Source organism: Streptomyces sp. NPDC032745 (assembly GCF_055579465.1).
This window is the reverse complement of the sequence record NZ_JBVING010000002.1, coordinates 199,393-213,490: the sequence shown is the minus strand read 5'-3', so window position 1 is coordinate 213,490 and position 14,098 is coordinate 199,393. Positions and strand designations below refer to the sequence as shown.

At 72.4% G+C, this 14,098-nt stretch carries 11 protein-coding genes; 6 read left to right on the top strand and 5 right to left on the bottom strand.

Going from position 1 to position 14,098, the window contains the following annotated elements; genetic code table 11:
* Positions 1-20 precede the first annotated feature (20 nt).
* Both ACZ5WG_RS05330 and ACZ5WG_RS05325 read left to right on the top strand, forming a co-directional pair.
* Positions 21-3,599, top strand: a complete 3,579-nt coding sequence (locus ACZ5WG_RS05330) for a bifunctional glycosyltransferase/CDP-glycerol:glycerophosphate glycerophosphotransferase (RefSeq protein ID WP_468720808.1) — start codon at positions 21-23, stop codon at positions 3,597-3,599.
* Positions 3,600-3,757: 158 nt separating this feature from the next.
* The gene (locus tag ACZ5WG_RS05325) at positions 3,758-4,243 is read left to right on the top strand and encodes a VOC family protein (RefSeq protein WP_468720806.1); all 486 of its coding nucleotides are present in this window, start codon (positions 3,758-3,760) and stop codon (positions 4,241-4,243) included.
* 37 nt (positions 4,244-4,280) lie between these two features.
* Here ACZ5WG_RS05325 and ACZ5WG_RS05320 read toward each other — a convergent pair whose 3' ends face one another.
* Positions 4,281-5,021, bottom strand: coding sequence for an SIR2 family NAD-dependent protein deacylase (locus tag ACZ5WG_RS05320; protein WP_468720805.1), 741 nt, complete (start codon positions 5,019-5,021; stop codon positions 4,281-4,283).
* Between the two features lie 149 nt (positions 5,022-5,170).
* Here ACZ5WG_RS05320 and ACZ5WG_RS05315 point away from each other — a divergent pair, with 149 nt between their 5' ends.
* On the top strand, positions 5,171-5,596 hold the full coding sequence (locus ACZ5WG_RS05315) for a hypothetical protein (protein ID WP_468720803.1): 426 nt from the start codon (positions 5,171-5,173) through the stop codon (positions 5,594-5,596).
* Between the two features lie 32 nt (positions 5,597-5,628).
* Positions 5,629-6,489, top strand: a complete 861-nt coding sequence (locus ACZ5WG_RS05310) for a GNAT family N-acetyltransferase (protein WP_468720801.1) — start codon at positions 5,629-5,631, stop codon at positions 6,487-6,489.
* 114 nt (positions 6,490-6,603) lie between these two features.
* Here ACZ5WG_RS05310 and ACZ5WG_RS05305 read toward each other — a convergent pair whose 3' ends face one another.
* The 3 genes from ACZ5WG_RS05305 to ACZ5WG_RS05295 form a co-directional block, all read right to left on the bottom strand.
* Entirely contained in the window at positions 6,604-7,047 is a 444-nt protein-coding gene (locus tag ACZ5WG_RS05305; protein ID WP_468720799.1) for a subtilase-type protease inhibitor, read from the bottom strand.
* A 237-nt stretch (positions 7,048-7,284) separates the two neighbouring features.
* Positions 7,285-7,746 carry a cyclic nucleotide-binding domain-containing protein gene (locus ACZ5WG_RS05300; protein ID WP_468720797.1) on the bottom strand — a complete coding sequence of 154 codons (462 nt, stop codon included), beginning with the start codon at positions 7,744-7,746 and terminating at the stop codon, positions 7,285-7,287.
* 224 nt (positions 7,747-7,970) lie between these two features.
* Positions 7,971-8,273 carry a hypothetical protein gene (locus ACZ5WG_RS05295; protein WP_030864982.1) on the bottom strand — a complete coding sequence of 101 codons (303 nt, stop codon included), beginning with the start codon at positions 8,271-8,273 and terminating at the stop codon, positions 7,971-7,973.
* Positions 8,274-8,560: 287 nt separating this feature from the next.
* On the opposite strand from ACZ5WG_RS05295, the gene ACZ5WG_RS05290 reads away from it, so the two are divergent.
* A complete protein-coding gene (locus ACZ5WG_RS05290) occupies positions 8,561-10,471 on the top strand; it encodes a glycoside hydrolase family 5 protein (protein WP_468720795.1) in 1,911 nt (636 codons plus the stop codon).
* Positions 10,472-10,497: 26 nt separating this feature from the next.
* Here the strand turns inward: ACZ5WG_RS05290 and ACZ5WG_RS05285 are convergent, their stop codons facing one another.
* The gene (locus ACZ5WG_RS05285; RefSeq protein ID WP_468720793.1) at positions 10,498-11,175 is read right to left on the bottom strand and encodes an HAD family hydrolase; all 678 of its coding nucleotides are present in this window, start codon (positions 11,173-11,175) and stop codon (positions 10,498-10,500) included.
* 173 nt (positions 11,176-11,348) lie between these two features.
* On the opposite strand from ACZ5WG_RS05285, the gene ACZ5WG_RS05280 reads away from it, so the two are divergent.
* Entirely contained in the window at positions 11,349-14,081 is a 2,733-nt protein-coding gene (locus tag ACZ5WG_RS05280) for a DNRLRE domain-containing protein (protein ID WP_468720791.1), read from the top strand.
* Positions 14,082-14,098 lie beyond the last annotated feature (17 nt).

Sequence of the window (14,098 nt, the reverse complement as noted above, 5' to 3'; positions counted from 1 at the left end):
CGCTGGAGAACCCGCCACCCATGCCCCCGCGCCTGAGCATCGTCGTCCCCGTCTACAACGTCGAGCTCTACCTCGACGAGTGCCTGGAGTCCATTGCCGCCCAGACGTTCGACGACTTCGAGTGCGTCCTCGTCGACGACGGGTCCACCGACACCAGCGCCGTCATCGCCAAGGCCTTCGCCGCACGGGACAAGCGCTTCCGGGTCGTCATGCAGGACAACGCCGGACTCGGTGCCGCCCGCAACGTCGGCGCCCGCCACGCGTCCAAGGACAGCGAGTACCTGGCCTTCGTCGACAGTGACGACACGATGCCGGACTACGCCTACGAGCGCCTGATCGCCGCCCTCGACGAGACCGGCTCGGACTTCGCCGGCGGCAACGTGAAGCGTTTCCGCTCCGTCGGCATGCAGCAGTCCTGGGGCCACCGGGCCGCCTTCGCCAAGACCCAGCTGAAGACCCACATCTCCAAGTTCCCGGCGCTGGTCACCGACCGCACCGCGTGGAACAAGGTCTACCGGCGCAGCTTCTGGGACGAGCACGGCTTCCAGTACCCGGAGGGCATCCTCTACGAGGACGCCCCCGTCAGCATCCCCGCGCACTACTTCGCGTCCAGCGTCGACATCATCAGCGACTGCGTCTACCACTGGCGCGTCCGCGAGACCGGCGAGCGCTCGATCACCCAGCGCTCCACCGACCCGGTCTCCCTGATCGACCGCGTCACCTCCGTCCGCCTGGTCCGCGAGGCCCTCAAGGCCAAGGAGGGCGCCAAGTACGTCCGCTACCTGCGCGACTACGACTACAACGTGCTGAGCGAGGAGCTCCCGCTCATCTACAAGTACGTCGGTGAGGGCGGAGCCGACTTCCGGGCCGCCTTCGTCAAGGAGGTCGGCGGGCTCGTCCGCGAGATCGGCACCGGTCCCTGGTCCGCCCTGACCGTCGCCGACCGCCTCAAGGCGTACCTGGCCCGCGAAGGCCGCGTCGAGGACTTCATCGCCCTCACGCAGCACCAGAGTGACTACTCCTACAGCGTCCCCGTCAAGGGGCTGGCCCGCCCGCAGGCCGACTACCCCTTCCTGCACGGCCGTCCGCCGGTCCCCGCCAAGATCCTCACCCTCGGCCCGCGCGAGCGCCGCGTCGTCAGCCGCCTCGAGCAGGCCGTCTGGAGCGACGGGAAGCTGCTGCTGCGCGGCTACGCGCTGCCCGGCCACCTCGGCGCGGAGAGCCGCCTCGGCTCGCGCAAGGTGCTGGTCTTCCGCGAGGGGGGCAAGCGCCGCCGCACCGTCGTCAGCGCCCGTACGGTCGCCTCCCCGATGGCCACCGTGAACTCCCCGCACCTCGCACTGCGCCACGCCGACTGGGCCGGCTTCACCGCCGTCGTCGACCCCACCGTCTTCCAGTCGGGTGGCAAGTGGAACGACGGCATATGGACCACGTCCATCGCCGTCACCGGCGCCGGCGGCCTGCACCGCGCCCGCCTCAAGGGCGGCGAGTCCGACACCGGCCAGAACCCGCCCGCCCACTGGGTGGCCCCGGACGTCCGCATCGTCCCGAACGCCACCGGTGCCCTCACCATCCAGGTGGAGGTCGTCCGGGCCCGCGCCCTGGACGTCCGCGCGGCCGGTGACGACGCCGTCGAGGTGGCCGGCGAGCTCGCCGCCGAGGTCGGCGCCGACGCAACCCTGCGCGCCGAGCACGTCTCCACCGGCACCGTCCTCACCTTCCCGCTCGAGACCGCCGCCGGCAGCGCCGGGCGGATCCCGTTCACCGTGCGCGTACCGCTGGCCGATCTGGCCGCCGTACCGGACGCCGCGTGCGAGCCCGGCGAGTGGACCCCCGAGCCGTGGAGCCTGAGCGTCGTCGGCGCCAACGGCTCCGACCACCGTCTCGTGCACGACGAGCGCGGCGGCTTCGCCGGCCTGGTCGTACCCCTCACCGGCGGGGACACCGGCCGCTCCGTCTTCGCCAAGCGCGGCAACACCGGACACCTGACCCTCTCGGTGCAGCCCTCGCCGCCGCTGGTCGACTCGGTCGCCACCCAGGACGGCACCCTCACCCTGAAGGGCCGCTTCGTCGCCCCGACCGACGAGCCGTACGAGCTGGTCCTGCACAACGCGCACGGCACCGAGTTCAGCTACCCCGTCACCCGCGACGGCGACCGCTTCGAGTCCTCCTTCGAGCCCGTGCTCCCCGAGGCCTACGCCGCCCGCACCACGCTGCCGAACGGCCGCTGGTGGCCCACCCTGCGCCCGCTCGCCCAGGGCGGCACCACGGCGGGCCTGCTCGGCGTCGACCGCGGAGCCCCGGTGCAGTTCGCGCCCACCGCCCTGCACGCGGGGCCGCACGCCCTCACCGTTGAGGGACGCCGGATGCGGGTCGAGGCCCGCTTCTACGACCGCATGGTGGTCGTTTCCGACCCGCTGCTCAGCCCGCACGACCGCTCCCGGTACGCCCAGCGCGTCACCCGGTACGAGACCTATCCGGCGCAGCGCGCCCTGCCGGTAAAGGACGTCGTCGTCTACGACACGTTCCAGGGGAACGGCGCGGGCGACTCGCCCCGGGCCATCCACGAGGAGCTGCTGCGCCGCGGCGAGAAGCTGGACCACGTCTGGCTCGTCCGCGACGGCCGCGCCGAGGTCCCCGCGACCGCCCGCGCCGTGCAGTACGACAGCGTCGAAGCCTGGGAGGTCCTGGCCCGGGCCCGCTTCTACGTCGTGAACGACAACGTGCCGCAGCGCTTCCAGCGCCGCGCCGGCCAGATCGTCGTCCAGACCTGGCACGGGACGCCGATCAAGGAGATCGGCCACGACTTCATCCACGACTACTACACGAGCCCCGAGATCCTCGAGGGGCTGGAGCACGACAGCGCCCAGTGGTCGCTGCTCGCCTCCCCGAGCTCGTACGCGACGCCCCTCCTCAAGCGCGCCCTCGGCTACAAGGGCGAGGTCATCGAGTCCGGCAGCCCGCGTACGGACGCCCTCGTCAAGCCCGACGCGCAGCGGATCGCGGAGGTCCGCCGCCGGCTCGGCCTGCCCGAGGGCAAGAAGGTCGTCCTCTACATGCCGACCTGGCGCGAGAACCGCGAGGGCTGGTCGGGCGGCTACAAGCTCGACCTGCAGATCGACCTGGACGCCGCGCGGCGCGAGCTCGGCGAGGACCACGTCCTGCTGGTCCGCGGCCACCACCACGTCACCGAGCAGGTCCGGGACAACGTGCGCGACGGCTTCGTCGTGGACGTGTCCCGCTGGCCCGACGCGACGGACCTGCTGCTCGTCGCCGACGTGCTGGTGTCGGACTACTCCTCGGCGCTGTTCGACTTCGCGCTCACCGACCGGCCGATCCTGCTCTTCACGTACGACATGGAGCACTACCGGACCACGCTGCGCGGCTTCAACTTCGACCTGGCCGAGAAGGCCCCCGGCCCGCTGCTGGCGGACTCGGCGAGCCTGATCGAGGCCGTGCGGGGCGCGGACGCGGTCGGGGCCGAGTACAAGGAGGCGCGGGCCGCGTTCCGCGCCGAGTTCTGCGACCTGGACGACGGCGGCGCCGCCGAGCGCGTCGTCGACCGGATGCTCGGCATGGCGGCCAAGCCCGCGGTGTGAGCCGTAGGCCTGCGGTGTGAGCCGTAGGAGTGCATTGAGGACGCGTTACGGACCGGCCCCGGGCCCACCGATGAATTTCGGGCCCGGGGCCGGTCTGTATAGGAGCGAGACGGTGCCCCACCGCACGGACTCGACCACGCACCCGCCTGGAGGCAGTCATGAGCAGCAGCAACGGATTCACCACGTGTCTGTGGTTCGACGGCGACGCGGAGGCCGCCGCCGACTACTACGTGTCCGTCTTCAAGGACGGGAAGATCGGGCGGACCGGCTACTACAACGAGGCGGGGCCGGGCCGGGCCGGTGACGTGATGGTCGTCGAGTTCGAGATCAACGGCCAGAAGTTCATCGGCCTCAACGGCGGTCCCCAGTTCCCCTTCACCGAGGCGATCTCGTTCCAGATCCACTGCGGCGACGAGGCGGAGTCGGACTACTACTACGACGAGCTGACGAAGGACGGCGGCCAGGAGTCCGCCTGCGGCTGGGTCAAGGACAAGTTCGGGGTGTCCTGGCAGGTCATCCCGCCCGGCGCCATCGACCTGATCAGCGACCAGGACCCGGGGCGGGCCGCCCGCGCCACCGCGGCCATGATGAAGATGAAGAAGCTGGACGTGGCGGAAATGCGCCGGGCGGCCGACGCGGTGTAACGGAGCTCCGGTGTCCGAGCGGCCTCGGGGAGGCCGCTCAGGCGGCCGGGCCGAGGTCGCCGATCCGGGCCAGCAGGGCCGGGAGGGCCGTCCCGATCGGCTCGCGGATCACCTCGTCGGCGAGCGGGTCGTACGGGGTCTCCTCGGCGTTCACGATGATCAGGCGGGCCCCCGCCTCGGCGGCCATCCCGGCCAGCGAGGCGGCGGGCTGCACCTGGAGCGTGGTCCCGACGGAGATGAACACCTGAGCGCCCTTGGCCACGGCCACGGCCTGCTGCAGCACCTCGGGGTCGAGCCGTTCGCCGAACATCACGGTCGCCGACTTGAGGATCCCGCCGCAGGCCAGACAGGCCGGATCCGGCTCACCGGCGGCGACCCGGGCCAGCGCCTCGTCCATCCCCGACCGGGCGTGGCAGGCCGTGCAGACCACCGCCCGCGCGGTTCCGTGCAGCTCGAACACCTTGCGCGGTGGCATCCCGGCGAGCTGGTGCAGCCCGTCCACGTTCTGCGTGATCACCCGTACCGGGGTGCCGCCGCGCTCCAGCGCGGCCACGGCCAGATGCGCGGCATTCGGCCGTGCCCCGAGGGAGCCGACCTCCGCGCGCATCTGCCAGGAGCGGCGCCGGATCTCCGGATCCGCCATGTAGTACTCGTACGTCACGAGCTTCTCGGCCTCCGGGTCCCGGCGCCACAACCCCTGCGGCCCCCGGTAGTCCGGAATCCCGGAATCGGTGGACATCCCGGCCCCACTGAACACTGCGACAAGCGGCTTCCCCATGCCCCGACCCTACGTACGGCCGGTACGGGCGCGCGACTGGATTAGTTTGGTCCGGGAGGGTCGTTTCTGCGGTGAATCCCGCCCCCCACTGGAGTGAGATACGCGGTCCACCCCTGCCCGCGAAGACCCGCGGTGGTTACACATCCGGCATGAAGATCATGCCGTACAGCCTCGGTGCCCTGCTGCTGCCCTTGCTCGCGCTGCCGGCCCCGACCACCGCCGTCGCCGACCCCGCCCCGGTCTCCGTCCGCCACCGGCACAGCGCCGCCGAGATCAGCACCTTCCTCGCTTCCTTCTACGGCCACCACGGCCCTTCCCCGCACGACCGCGACCAGCGTGTCTCGCAGCAGCTCAAGGACAAGCAGGCACACATCCCGGACTCCGACGTTCTGCTCTGCACCCAGAACGAGCCCTGGGACATCGCCATCGGCGCGGTCACCGTCGCCCAGTCGGCCGGTGTCGGCTGGGCCACCGTCACCACCCACTGGAACGCGGACAGCACCGACACGTTCACGGCGTACGTGCGGCTCGACTCCCGGCCGATCAAGCTGGACGACGTGATCTGCGCGGGCTGACCACCCGTACGCCGTCTGGTACAACACCGGACATGACGGGATTCGAGATCACCGGCGCGAGCGCCGCCGACATGGAAATGATCCGTACCTGGGCCGACGAGGAAGGGTGGAACCCGGGCGACTCCGACCGGTTCGCCTTCGCGGTGGCCGATCCGGCCGGTTTCCTCGTCGGCCGGATCGACGGCGAACCGGTCGCCTGTATCTCGGCCGTGCGGTACGGGTCCGCCTTCGGGTTCATCGGCTTCTACATCGCCCGCCCGGCCGTCCGCGGGCAGGGTTACGGGATCCGGCTGTGGCACGCCGGGATGGAGCGGCTCGACGGGCGGCTCGTCGGCCTGGACGGGGTGGTCGACCAACAGGACAACTACCGCAAGTCCGGGTTCCGTTCGGCCTGGAACAACGTCCGGTACGAGGGCGTCCCACGGGTGAACGGCGCCGACACGGGCGCGGCCGGGGCCGGGGTCGGGGTGGTCGACGCCGCCTCGCTCCCCTTCGGGCAACTGGCCGCCTACGACCGCCGGTTCTTCCCCGCGTCGCGCGACGCCTTCCTGTCCGCCTGGACCGGCTTGCCCGGCCGCACCGCCCTCGCCGCCGTCCGTGACGGGCGGATCGAGGGCCTCGGCGTGATCCGCCCGTGCAGCGGGGCCTCCCGGATCGGTCCGCTGTACGCCTCCACCCCGGGCATCGCGGCCGCCCTGCTGCACCGGCTCGCGGAGCACAGCGCCGACGGGGCGGTCGCCGTGGACGTGCCCGACGCCAATCCGGCGGCCACCACCCTGCTGGCCGGTCTGGGGCTGGTCCCCTCCTTCGAGGCCGCCCGGATGTACACCGGCCCTGCCCCGGAGGTCGAGCTGGCCGGGATGTACGGGGTGACGAGCCTCGAACTGGGCTGACGGGCCGACGGACTGACGGCCCGGCGGACTGACGGCCCGGCGGGACGCGGGGTGCGAGGCGGGATGCCGGACGGCGGTCGCACGACGCCGCCCGGCCGGTCGCGTCGTGCCGGGTCAGAAGCCGAACAGGGCGCCGCTGGTGTGCCGCAGCCCGCAGGGGTTGCCGAAGGTGTACGAGTAGTTCAGCCGGCGGCCCTGCCACACCCCGACTGCGGTGACCGTCATCGGGTTCCACTCCCTGGTGCAGTCGACGCCGGCACCCGGTGCCGCGACCGCGTCCAACTCGTGTGCGTTCGCACGCAGTTCGGCACACGCGGCGGCCGGGGCCGGGTGTGTCCCGCCCGGAGTCGGCGCACAGACGAGCGTCACCGCGCGCAGCACCGTGCCGTACGTGGTGTCCTCCCCGGCCGTGATGCTCAGGACGAGGGCGGACGGCGCGTACAGGCTCTCCGCACCGGACGGTGCGGCGTCGGCAGCTCCGGGCCAGGCCAGGGCCGTGAGAGCGGTGAGCGCCATGGCGGCGGAACCGAGGCCGAGACCCTTTGCGATGGACCGCATTTCGAACTCCCTTGAGTGGTTGCTTCGGATAGCGGACAGGAGTCTTGCCGACACGGACCGTGAACGCCCGTTCGTACCCCCATTTCTCGTCACCGATCGTAAGCGAATGTATGCAGACCGCAGCCGCGTGGGGGGTGCTGACCTGTGGGGGAGCCGGTCGCCGAATCGGCCGAACACACGCGCTGAAACATTCCGGGGGCGGGTCGGGACCGGCCCCCGGGGGGCGGTTTCGGCGTCCTAGAGGCTCGTTGCGATGCGCGGGGCGTAGAGGTCGATGAGCCGGGTGCGGGTCTGCTGGAGCCGGAGCGCGAGCACGCGTCCGACCCAGTGGCCGACGGCGGAGCCGAAGGCGGGGTCGGCGTCCATGAGCATCCGTACGGCGGTCGCGTCGAACTCGTACGAGCGCACGGGAGTCATCGCCTCGGCGCTCAGCTGCCACACGTACGGCGGGAAGAGCCAGGACCAGCCCACCAGTTCACCGGGTCCGAGGTTCTCGACGGGGGCGGGCCGGCGGCCGGGCAGGGGGATCTGGAGCGTCACCGTGCCGGATCGCACGATCCAGAAGGACTCGGTGCGGCCGCCCTCCTCGAAGATCGTCGCGCCTTCGGGGAAGTTGACCTCGCGGGCCTGTGACATCAGCCGTCCGCGGTGTTCGGTGGAGAGGACGGCGGCGATTCGGATGGGGGAAGGTGTGCTCACGACGGCCTCCGATCAGGGCCCCCCACTACCCCCAGTGTCGCCGACGCCCGGACGAATGCGGGCGCGGCGCATCACCCGGTTGTCCGGTACCCCACGGGCGGCCCTGCACGCGCCGGACGCGGGCATCGCCGACGACTTCCCGACTTCCCTCCGGGGGCGGGCACGGCGCGCTCCGCCCGGGCGGCCCCTCCGCGTGCTCCCTGAGCGGGGTCCCGGCCGCAGGGTCATTCCTCGGCGTTCGCCTCCAGGCAGGCCAGCTCCATCGCGTCGAGGACCGCCTCGTGGCTGCGCCGGCTCAGCTCGGCGACGTTCTCGATCTGCGCCGTGGCCCAGGCCGCCAGGGTCATGACCAGGACGCGCAGCCCGTCGGTGCCGTGCTCGGCCAGGATCGCGTCGGCGACGATCATCGCGTCCTCGGGAACCTGCTCCGGTGGCTCGAGTCCGGCGAGACCGCGCAGCATGGTGAGGGTGCGGCGGGAGATCTCCGGCGTCATCCTCGCCAGCCGCAGGTCCTCTTCTTCGTCCATCTGCCCCACCCTCCCGTGCGTTCCCGGCCCCTCAGGGGCACGGTAGGCGCTGAGGGCCCCGCGCGGGGCGGTTTCGCCAGGGTGACCGCACGTAAGGGGCCGGCCCGCACCACGAGGCACACCGCGGCCCGGCCTTGCGGCCGGCGTCGCGGTCGCCGTCGGCGGGGCGGCGGCCGGAAAGCCGGCGCTCCTTTGGGTTCCCTGGTCGGCGACCGGCCGGTAACTTGTCCGCGGCATCCGTCCGTTGCCCGGACGGCCCCGGACGGCCCGACCCCGGCAGGAGCCACATGAAGAGCCTCGTCCGCCCGCTGCTCGCCGCCCTCCTGCTGCTGGTGGGAGTCCTGCCGGCGGTGGCCGCACCGGTGCCCGCCGTGGCCGCGCCGACCGCGCCCGCGGGGGAGGCGTGGACCCCGCCGCTGTCCACCCGCGGCCGCTACATCGTCGACGCGAACGGCAACCGGTTCCGCCTGCGCTCCGGCAACTGGGACGGAGCCCAGGGCTCCTGGGGCGGCTCCGGCGACCGGAACGACCCCGCCACCCACCACAGCGGCCAGGACTCCCACGGCATCCCGCTCGGACTCGACCGGGTGCCGCTGCCCACCCTGCTGGCCGACTTCCGGGCCCTCGGCCTCAACAGCATCCGGCTGCCCTTCTCCAACGAGATGCTCCGCACCACCGCCCCCGTCCCGGACGCGGCCGTCGCCGCCAACCCGGCGCTGCGCGGCCGTACCCCGCTCCAGGTCTACGACGCCGTCGTCGCGGCGCTCACCGACGCCGGTTTCGCCGTCATCCTCAACAACCACACCGTCACCACCCGCTGGTGCTGCGGGCTCGACGGCAACGAGCGCTGGAACAGCGGCCGGTCCACCGCCCAGTGGGCCGACGACTGGGTGTTCCTGGCCGGACGCTACCGCGACAACCCGCGTGTGGTCGGCGCCGACCTCTACAACGAGGTCCGCCGCGACTTCCTCGACGACCCCAACTGGGGCCTCGGCGACGGCCACGACTGGCAGGCGGCCGCCCAGGAGGCCGGCGACCGGATCCTCGCCGAGGCCAACCCGAACCTGCTCATCGTGGTCGAAGGCATCAACTGGACCGGCATCCCCGTGGACGGCTTCCCGCACGGCCGTCCCACCCTCACCCCCGTGCGCACCCTGTCCCACACGCTCGTGGTGTCCGGCAAGCTCGTGTACTCGGCCCACTTCTACGGGTACACCGGCCCCCGGCACAGCGGAGCGACCGGCATGGGCGAGACCCACGACCTCCGCTACCAGGACATGAGCCGGGCACAGCTCGAACAGACCCTCTACGACCAGGCCTTCTTCGTATCCGCCGAGACCGGCACCCACTTCACCGCCCCCGTCTGGATCAGCGAGTTCGGCATCGGCGCCGACGAGACGGGCGCCCTTCCGCGCGCCTGGTTCCAGAACTTCACCGGATATCTGGGCGCCGCCGACGCCGACTTCGCGTACTGGCCGCTCGTCGGCTGGAGCACCACCGCCCAGGGCGCACCCGGCGGCGACACCTGGGCGATGCTCCGCTACGACTCCTCCGGCCGCCGGTCCGGCGTACTGGACGCGGCCGACTGGCGTACGCAGCCGTGGACCGCCCTCGCCGCCACCGCCGGGCGCACCGGGCAGGTGCCCGCCACCCCCGCCTGGTACCAGCTGACCACCGACCACCGCGACCACAACGCCTCGCTGCGCACACGGGCCGCCGGCGACTGGGACAGCGGGGCCCGCAAGGCGGTCTGCCCCGACGGCGCCCGCCTGGCCGGACTCGGGCACGCGGGCGGCCGCGGCCTGTGCGCCACCTCCGACCTGCGGGCCCCGACGGGCGGGCACACCGTGGTCCGCGACGAGGCGTACGTTCCGGCGGGCGGCGACTGGGCGACCGGGTACACGAAGTTCCAGTGCCCGTCCGGCCAGTTCCTGATCGGGTACAGCCTGCGGGGCGAGCGGGTCTCGGCGGCCCTGTGCGCGCCGTCCCGCACGGCCCTCCCCGCGGGCGGGCGCACGCTCTGGTTCGACCGCGGCGACAACCGCCCGCCGGGCGCCCCCGGGGGTGAGTACGCGTACGGCGACTACAAGGGCCAGTGCCTGCCCACCGAGTACGCGGCGGGCATCGCGTTCACCACCCGCGCGGCCTCCCGCCCAGGCCCGGCGGCGCTCCTGTGCCGCCCGCTGCCGTCCGCCTGACCCGACCGTCCACGAGGTCGACGACGTCAGCGGGCGCCGTCGGCAACGGCGCCGGCGAGCAGGGCCGGGAGGTCGCGCATGTCGGTGAAGACGACCGTGCCCGGGCCGGCGAGGTGGGACGCCGGCGTCAGGCCGCCCGCGTAGCCGAAGGAACGCATGCCGGCCGCGCGGGCCGCCTCGACGCCCGGGCGGCTGTCCTCGACCACCGCGCAGGCCGAGGGGTCGACGCCCATGCGCTGCGCGGCGTACAGGAAGACGTCCGGGGCGGGCTTGCCGCGGGCGACCTCGGTGGCGCTGTGGATGCGGCCCGCGAAGCGCTCGTAGAGGCCGGTGCGGCCGAGGGTGTGCCGCATCTTCTCGTGGCTCCCGCTGGAGGCGACGCAGGTCGCCAGGGTGATCGCGGCGAGCGCCTCGGGCAGGCCGTCGACCGGGGTGAGCCCGGCGTCCACCGCTTCCGTGTGCATCTGCGCGAAGCGCTCCTCCCACTCCCGGGCGGCCTCCGCGCCGAGGCGGCCGGCGACCAGCTCCCGGTTCGAGGCGCTGGAGCGGCCGATGAACAGGCTGATCGCCTCGTCCTCGGTGAGCGGCCAGCCGAATTCCGCGCCGAGGGCGACGTTCACACGGGTCGCGATCCGCTCGGTGTCGACGAGGACCCCGTCGCAGTCGAATATGACGAGTTCGAACGGCTCAGTGGAAGTGATCATGAGGGAAGGATAGGCGGGCCGGGAGGGCCTGGATCCGGCAGTTCGGCATCCGATGCGTCAAGTGTGCTGAACGCGTGCCCAAAGGGGCCTAGGGTGCGCCCGTACGCACGGTCGCGAACGGCTGTACGGCTGTTTTCGGCCACCACCGCACAGTGAACCGAACTGGGGGGCTCATGCGTAGATCCAGAGGGCTGGCGGCCGCTCTCGTCCTGTCCCTGGCCGGCACCGGCGCAGGGATGGGCCTCGGCCTCGTCCCGCAGGCGGCGGCCATCACCCCGCCCGTGGCCTTCACCGCCGACGCGCTGTCCACCTGGCAGCCGAACGGCGTCGTCTGGGCCCTCGCCGAGGCGGGCGGCACGGTGTTCGTCGGCGGCACGTTCTCCGCCGTACGTCCTCCCGACGGCGCCGGCGGCAGCGAGCAGCCGGCGGTGAACTTCGCCGCACTCGACGCCGCGACCGGCGCCCCGACCTCCTGCACCCTCTCCTTCACGGTCGGCGGCGGCACCGCCACCGTCCGCGCCCTCACCCTCTCGCCGGACAAGAAGACCCTGTACGCGGGCGGCTACTTCGGGGCCGTCAACGGCACCCCGGTCTCCAGCCTCGCCGCCATCGACGTGGCGACCTGCACCGTCAAGGCCTCCTTCCGGCCGGCCTTCGCGGCCACCGTGCGCGCCCTGGCCGTCACGAACGACACCGTCTACGCGGGCGGTGACTTCCTATCCGTCGCAGGCCAGCAGCGCGAGCGCTTCGCCGCCGTCGACTCGACCGACGGCGCGCTGCGGCCCTTCACGGCCGACGCCGACGAGCCGGGCCGCGCCCTGGAAGTCACCCCCGACGGCAACAACGTCGTCCTCGGCGGCGACTTCTTCACCGTCAACGGTACGAACACGCACGCGCTGGCCGTCGTCGACGCCACCAGCGGCGCGCTCACCAAGACGTACCCCGGCTTCATCGAGACCAACTCCGTCGTCAAGGACATCGCGACCGACGCGACCGGCTTCTACACCGCCAACGAAGGCACCGGCGGCGGCGTCTTCGACGGCCGGATCGCGCTCAACCTGAGCGATTTCAACCAGCGTTGGCGCGACACCTGCCTCGGCGCCACGCAGGCCGTGCTCCCGTACCAGAACGTGCTGTACAGCGCCTCGCACGCGCACGACTGCTCCAGCGTGGGCGAGTACCCGGACGGCCAGCGCCACCACCTGCTCGCGCAGCCGACCACCAGCGTCGGCAAACTGGGCTGGGCCCCCGACACCAACGACGGCATCGGCGAGGGCATCGGTCCGCGGGTGATGGCGGTCGGCTCCAAGGGCGGCGTCCAGTACCTGTGGGTCGGCGGCGAGTTCACCACCGTCAACGGGGCCGCGCAGCAGAGCCTGACCCGGTTCGCGTCCACCGGGGACACGGGTGCGCCCACCGTCCCCGTGGCGACCGCGGCGAGCTTCAAGCCCGGCGAGGTGCAGGTGCGCTGGCGCACCAGCCTCGATCTGGACGACAGCGCGCTGACGTACCGCGTCTACCGCAACGGCGCGGCCACGCCGATCGCCACGGTCACAGCCGACTCGCTGTTCTTCAAGCGTCAGCAGGCCTCCTGGACCGACACCACCGTCACCGCGGGCCAGTCGTACACGTACCGGGTGACGGCCACCGACGCGGCCGGCAACACCAGCGCCCTGTCGGCGACCGCGAACGTGACCGTCCCGACCTCGGTCGACGCGTACCCGAACCAGGTCCGTACGGACGGCGCCCAGCTGTTCTGGCGCTACGACGAGTCGGCCCTGCCGAACGTCGCCGACTCCTCGGGCAGCGGCAACCAGAACGGCGTCCACCTGAACGCCCCCGCCCTGCGCCAGACGCCCGGCGCGGTCTCGGGCGCGAGCACGTCGATCGGCTTCAACGGCACCGACACCCGGGTGTACGGGGACCTCCGCCAGAACATCGGCAGCAGCTACACCATCGAGACCTGGTTCAAGACGAACACCACCCGGGGCGGCAAGCTCCTCGGCTTCGGCAGCAATCAGGTGCGCGGCAGCAACCAGTACGACAAGCACCTCTACATGACCAATGACGGGCGCATCGTCTTCGGCGTCTACACCGGCGCCACACGCACCGTCGCCACCGGCGCCGCGTACAACGACAACAAGTGGCACCACGTCGTCGCCACCCAGGGCCCGGGCGGCATGGTCCTCTACGTGGACGGCGCGCAGAAGGGCACCCTCGGCGTCACCACGCACGAGAACTACGCCGGCTACTGGCACGCCGGCGGCGACAGCCTCGGCGGCTGGCCCGACCGCCCGACCAGCGAGTTCTGGGCGGGCCAGCTCGACGAGACCGCCGTCTACCCGAGCGTCCTGAGCGCGGCGCAGGTGCAGAACCACTACGCCCTGGCCACCGCCCCGGCCGACTCGGTCGTCCAGGTGCAGGCCGCCGAGGACACGTACGTCAACGCGGGAGCCCCGGACACGAATTACGGGACCTCGTCCTCGCTCGCCGTGCGGGGCACCTCGCTGTACACGAGCCACCTGCGCTTCAACCTGCCCGCCGCACCCGCGGGCACCGTGCTCAAGTCGGCCGCCCTCAGCGTGAAGACCAGCACGATGAGCGGAGCCGGTACGGCGGACACCGTCTCCGTGCTCCCGGTCACCGGCAGCTGGACCGAGGCCGGGACCACCTACAACAACCGCCCCGCCACCGGCACTCCGGCCCTCGGCAGCTTCGCCGGGGTCCCGGACGGCTCGGCGGTGCACACCACCGGCCTGTCCACGGCCGCCCTCGCGGGCGCCCTCGGCACGAGCTACGGCCTGGCTCTGACCAGCCCCGGTACGGATGCGCTGTGGCTGTGGTCCTCCGAGGCGACGGCCAACGAAGGCACGCCGCAGCTGACGCTGACCTTCGGCGCGCCCTAGGTACGACCGCTGCCGAG

Excerpts from the sequence above, each read along its gene's own strand:
- ACZ5WG_RS05330 (WP_468720808.1), top strand. The coding sequence starts at position 21 with ATGCCCCCGCGCCTGAGCATCGTCGTCCCCGTCTACAACGTCGAGCTC.
- ACZ5WG_RS05325 (WP_468720806.1), top strand. The coding sequence starts at position 3,758 with ATGAGCAGCAGCAACGGATTCACCACGTGTCTGTGGTTCGACGGCGAC.
- ACZ5WG_RS05320 (WP_468720805.1), bottom strand. The coding sequence starts at position 5,021 with ATGGGGAAGCCGCTTGTCGCAGTGTTCAGTGGGGCCGGGATGTCCACC.
- ACZ5WG_RS05315 (WP_468720803.1), top strand. The coding sequence starts at position 5,171 with ATGAAGATCATGCCGTACAGCCTCGGTGCCCTGCTGCTGCCCTTGCTC.
- ACZ5WG_RS05310 (WP_468720801.1), top strand. The coding sequence starts at position 5,629 with ATGACGGGATTCGAGATCACCGGCGCGAGCGCCGCCGACATGGAAATG.
- ACZ5WG_RS05305 (WP_468720799.1), bottom strand. The coding sequence starts at position 7,047 with ATGCGGTCCATCGCAAAGGGTCTCGGCCTCGGTTCCGCCGCCATGGCG.
- ACZ5WG_RS05295 (WP_030864982.1), bottom strand. The coding sequence starts at position 8,273 with ATGGACGAAGAAGAGGACCTGCGGCTGGCGAGGATGACGCCGGAGATC.
- ACZ5WG_RS05290 (WP_468720795.1), top strand. The coding sequence starts at position 8,561 with ATGAAGAGCCTCGTCCGCCCGCTGCTCGCCGCCCTCCTGCTGCTGGTG.
- ACZ5WG_RS05285 (WP_468720793.1), bottom strand. The coding sequence starts at position 11,175 with ATGATCACTTCCACTGAGCCGTTCGAACTCGTCATATTCGACTGCGAC.
- ACZ5WG_RS05280 (WP_468720791.1), top strand. The coding sequence starts at position 11,349 with ATGCGTAGATCCAGAGGGCTGGCGGCCGCTCTCGTCCTGTCCCTGGCC.